This window comes from Nostoc sp. CALU 546, assembly GCF_048836525.1.
On the sequence record NZ_JAWJTF010000206.1, the window covers coordinates 1 to 4,295 of the forward strand.

General features: G+C 41.2%; 6 protein-coding genes and 1 riboswitch. Of the genes, 1 reads left to right on the forward strand and 5 read right to left on the reverse strand.

From position 1 onward, the window contains the following. Positions 1–75 precede the first annotated feature (75 nt). The gene (locus RRG12_RS41520; protein WP_420763182.1) at positions 76–273 is read right to left on the reverse strand and encodes a hypothetical protein; all 198 of its coding nucleotides are present in this window, start codon (positions 271–273) and stop codon (positions 76–78) included. 46 nt (positions 274–319) lie between these two features. Between RRG12_RS41520 and RRG12_RS41525 the strand changes: the two genes are divergently transcribed. Next, entirely contained in the window at positions 320–865 is a 546-nt protein-coding gene (locus RRG12_RS41525; RefSeq protein WP_420763183.1) for an NADPH-dependent FMN reductase, read from the forward strand. Positions 866–976: 111 nt separating this feature from the next. Here the strand turns inward: RRG12_RS41525 and RRG12_RS41530 are convergent, their stop codons facing one another. Genes RRG12_RS41530 through RRG12_RS41545 form a run of 4 tightly spaced genes read right to left on the reverse strand, consistent with a single transcriptional unit; the run spans position 977 to position 3,659 of the window. Then, a complete protein-coding gene (locus RRG12_RS41530; RefSeq protein ID WP_420763184.1) occupies positions 977–1,810 on the reverse strand; it encodes an energy-coupling factor ABC transporter ATP-binding protein in 834 nt (277 codons plus the stop codon). After that, on the reverse strand, positions 1,791–2,597 hold the full coding sequence (cbiQ, locus tag RRG12_RS41535) for a cobalt ECF transporter T component CbiQ (RefSeq protein WP_420763185.1): 807 nt from the start codon (positions 2,595–2,597) through the stop codon (positions 1,791–1,793). The genes RRG12_RS41530 and cbiQ overlap by 20 nt, the downstream gene beginning before the upstream one ends. Next, positions 2,594–2,896, reverse strand: coding sequence for an energy-coupling factor ABC transporter substrate-binding protein (locus RRG12_RS41540; RefSeq protein ID WP_420763186.1), 303 nt, complete (start codon positions 2,894–2,896; stop codon positions 2,594–2,596). Before RRG12_RS41540 ends, cbiQ begins: the two co-directional genes overlap by 4 nt. Further along, a complete protein-coding gene (locus tag RRG12_RS41545; RefSeq protein WP_069069994.1) occupies positions 2,883–3,659 on the reverse strand; it encodes an energy-coupling factor ABC transporter permease in 777 nt (258 codons plus the stop codon). Before RRG12_RS41545 ends, RRG12_RS41540 begins: the two co-directional genes overlap by 14 nt. A 25-nt stretch (positions 3,660–3,684) precedes the next feature. Beyond that, positions 3,685–3,825: riboswitch (cobalamin riboswitch) on the reverse strand. Positions 3,826–4,295 lie beyond the last annotated feature (470 nt).

The following is a 4,295-nucleotide window of genomic DNA, read 5'->3' on the forward strand; positions in this document are numbered from 1 at the left end:
CAGTCTGGCATTGAGTCAGAGACTCAATGAATGCATTCCCAGTCGGAGACTGGGAACGAGGAAAGTCTTATCAAGCTAGGTTTTTAGGACTTGTGTGTACACCGTAGCCATCCACAGGGGAAGGGGGAATGGGGAAGAGTCACCAATGCCCAATGAATGCCCAATGCCCCATGCCCCATGCCCAATACCCAATACCCAATACCCAATACCCAATGCCCAGCAGATATTAATTTGACACATTCTGACACAAATCGCTAAGATAAACATAGTCATAACGATTCCGTTTTTTAAGAGCTAGTTAATACTTTGTAGGTTAATTATGGTGAGAATTATTGGTATTGGCGGTAGTTTAAGATCCAACTCTTATACCCAGCTTGCTTTACAAGTAGCAATGCAAAGGGTGGAAGCCTTGGGTGCAGAGGTAGAAATTCTCGATTTACGGCAGTTGCAGCTACCATTTTGCACTGGCGCTAAGGAGTATCCAGAGTACCCAGATGTTTTGCGGTTGCAAAATACTTTTAGTCAGGCTGATGGATTCATTTTAGCGACACCTGAGTATCATGGTGGCGTTAGTGGTGTCCTAAAAAATGCTCTGGATTTGATGAGCTTTGATCAACTCTCAGATAAAGTGGCAGGATTTATTAGTGTCTTAGGTGGACAGTCTAATAGTAATGCTCTAAACGAATTACGGTTAATTACCAGATGGGTGCATTGTTGGGCAATTCCTGAACAAATTGCGATCGGACAAGCTTGGAGTGCGTTCAGTCCTGAAGGCAAGCTACTAGATGAGAAGCTATCCCAAAGATTTGATCAATTTGCTCAGAGTTTAGTTGATAATACTCGCAAGCTGCGAGGTGTAAATTAGTTATATGGTGGGCAAATTTTTGTCCACCCTATATTTCACTAAGCTTGGGTTAACGCCAAAAACCTTAAACTGTGTAGGTTGGCGTTTAGTTTTACGTAAATCCTATGTTAATCAGGAAAAATTACGAAATAGCTGTAATATCCGCTGTCGCACTCTTTCTATAATTACTTCCTCTTCAGTAGATAGCCCATCAAATAACATCTCATATATCAATGGTACGCCTAACTCTAACTCTTCTAAAAGTGTACGCTGACTAAATACATCTTGTGGTTTACCTTCTAGCATCAACTGCCCTTTATCCATGACAAAAACCCAATCTGCCCAACGATAAACTAAATCCAAATCATGGGTTGCCATCAACAAAGTGGTTCCATCTCGATGAATCTTTTTCAAAGTCGCTATCAAGTTACGAGTATGTTTTAAATCTAAATATGCAGTTGGCTCATCCAACACCAAGAGTTCCGGGTGTAATACCATCACATCTGCTATAGAAACTCGCTTTTTTTGTCCTAAACTCAGATGATGTACTGGTCTTTCTGCTAAAGCAGTCAGTTCAAATTCCACTAATGCTTGCTCTACTCGGTCTTTAATTTCTGGCTCTGGTAAACCCAAATTACACAAACCGTAAGATATATCTTCTTCAACAGTAGAAGCTACTAATTGTTGTTCTGGATCTTGAAATACTAGTCCAACTTTCTGCCGTAAGTTACCCAGATAATTACGATTATAACTTAACGGTTCACTACGCCAACGGACAATACCAGAATCAGGTTTATATAGACCGTTGGCTAATAAAAATAGCGTCGTTTTACCACAACCATTCTGCCCAATTAACGCACACCTTTTACCAGATGGAATCTTCAGTGTTAGACCATTCAAAGCTGATTCTTGTGCGCCTGGATAGGTGTAATATACCTGCTCAAATTCAAGTAAATATTCTTGCATTTCGCCAAAATTCTAATCCTATTAATCCTACACAGCCGCAAATTGCTTCGATGATATATCGCGCTTGGGGATGATAGCGGCGGGGATGCCAAACTCGAAATTCACTCACAAAACCCCGTGATTGCAATCCCAGAGAAAACTGACTATATCGTTGTAAGGTTCGCTGTAATAATTGTCCGATTAGTAGTGCTAAACTTTTCATTCCACTACGCCAAGTACGGTAACCACCACGGGAGTTTTGTGCTGTCCATAATTCATCGGCTGTGTTCAGTAGGATGAAAATAAACCGATACATTAGTAATAACAAATCGGTTAAAAGCACTGGAAATCGTAAGTAACGCAGAGTTTGTAATATCTCCGTAAAAGGGACGGTTAACATGAGAAAATATAAGCAAGAAACAGAGGCTAATGCTCTGGTTAAAATTCCTAATGCTAGGATACTGCCATGATGACTGATATAAATATAGAAGTGTCCGAGAGTTAATCCATACCACGAATCTAATTGTACGTTTGGCAAATCATTAATCGTAACTCCATTTACCATAAGTGCTGGCAAACTTGTCAAACAAAAAACTATGGTAAATGTTAACAATTTAAAATAAACACCAGCGGGAATTCTTGCATAGATAACTGTCCAAATACCCATCCAAAGTGCCATCAATATTTGCACTAGTGGATGGCTAGCCAGGGAAATAGCAAGAGTAGTAAATGCAAAAATTAGTTTATGCTCTGGTGGCAATCTTCGCAATCGATTGGTATAAGCTAAAGTGTCTAGTTGTAGGCTCATTCTTTAGGTTTTTGTTGTTGGGAACGTCCTTTATACAATCCAATTGCATAACCAACTACTCCCGCACCCAAAGCCGCTTGCGAAGCAAATAATAAGCTTTCTATTTCCCCACTAGCTGGTTCAAAAAATGATTTAAACCAGGGTTTATATTCGGGTTGTATTTCATTAATAGCCTCTTCTGCTTTGCCATCAGCACCGGAAAACTCCCCACCTTGCACAAATATTAACGGTGCAACTGCTAAAGCGATAACTCCTAATACCAACAGCCAGTTACTCAACCCTTTTTTAGATTGACTCATTGCCACTTCCTCGCTTGATTAATTTCAACAATTCTAATTCTTGAGGATTATAAGATTGCAGCCAGTTCCACACCAACACAGTTAGTAATCCTTCACTAATTGCTAAGGGAACTTGAGTAATGGCAAAAATTCCGGCGAACTTGGTAAATGAAGCGATAAACCCACCAACAGGTGCGGGGAAAGCTAGGGCGAGTTGGATGGAAGTGATAATGTAGGTGAGTAAATCTGCGATCGCAGCTGCTAAAAATATGGCGATTTGTTGTTTACCACCTAACTTTATTGTCAGATTATATATCCAGTAAGCTACGAAAGGGCCAGCGATCGCCATCGAAAAAGCATTTGCCCCTAGCGTCGTTAAGCCGCCATGCGCTAGTAACAAAGCTTGAAACAACAATACTAAGCTACCCAAAACCGACATAGTAAGGGGGCCAAACAGCACCGCACCTAACCCTGTCCCTGTTGGGTGAGAACAGCTACCTGTGACAGAAGGGATTTTCAAAGCTGACAGCACAAAAGTAAAAGCACCAGCCAAGCCTAAGAGTAGTTTCAGTTCCGGGTTAGCTTGAGTAATGCGAGTCAGACTACGCAATCCTAATAGAAAAAATGGTAATGCCACAACCCACCAAAAAATTGCCCACTGCACTGGCAAAAAACCTTCCATAATGTGCATGGCGTAAGCGGGTTTGGGTAAACCAACTACTAGATAAAAACTGATAACTCCCATCAGGGTTAGACTGACTAACGCCTGTTTTTTACTTTTCATAATCTGTACCTCGCAGATTTATGTAAACGAATTGATTCTAACCGGCGGGCATCCTGACTCACCTAATTTTGGTTCACAGTTGCGGGACAGCGCCGGATTTACACCGGACTTTCCCCCTTGCGTCCGATGGCTGCTTCCCATCAGAACCGATTTGAGTAACTATATCACCATTACCAATTTTGAGCAGCTATTTTTCACCAGGTATTCACAAAGCGTAGTTTATCGAACAGAATTCAGGAGTCAGAATTCAGTTGGGTATTCTGTATGACTGGGGGATAGCGTAGCGTATACCCTTCGGGATGCTTCGCTTAGAGCGAGTATTTTCGTTATCTCGTTCCTATGCTCTGCATAGGAATGCCTGATTAGAGGCTCTGCCTCTAGTCAGATATTGAGTCAGAGACTCAATGAATGCATTCCCAGTCGGAAACTGGGAACGAGGAAATGCTTATCAAGCTAGGTTTTTAGAACTTGTGTGTACACCGTAGCCTTTTAAGAGAGAGGAATGGAAGTGAGGTCAAAATTGTACTTCACGCTTGTGGAGAACCGCTATACCAAAAATATCAGAGGTCTAAAACTCTTTCAAATAGGATAGAGTTAAGACCTCTATACTTTTTAATTGCAGTAGGTTCGTTGTGG

Coding starts and splice junctions, on each gene's coding strand:
- RRG12_RS41520 (WP_420763182.1), bottom strand. CDS start 273: ATGACTATGTTTATCTTAGCGATTTGTGTCAGAATGTGTCAAATTAAT.
- RRG12_RS41525 (WP_420763183.1), top strand. CDS start 320: ATGGTGAGAATTATTGGTATTGGCGGTAGTTTAAGATCCAACTCTTAT.
- RRG12_RS41530 (WP_420763184.1), bottom strand. CDS start 1,810: ATGCAAGAATATTTACTTGAATTTGAGCAGGTATATTACACCTATCCA.
- cbiQ (WP_420763185.1), bottom strand. CDS start 2,597: ATGAGCCTACAACTAGACACTTTAGCTTATACCAATCGATTGCGAAGA.
- RRG12_RS41540 (WP_420763186.1), bottom strand. CDS start 2,896: ATGAGTCAATCTAAAAAAGGGTTGAGTAACTGGCTGTTGGTATTAGGA.
- RRG12_RS41545 (WP_069069994.1), bottom strand. CDS start 3,659: ATGAAAAGTAAAAAACAGGCGTTAGTCAGTCTAACCCTGATGGGAGTT.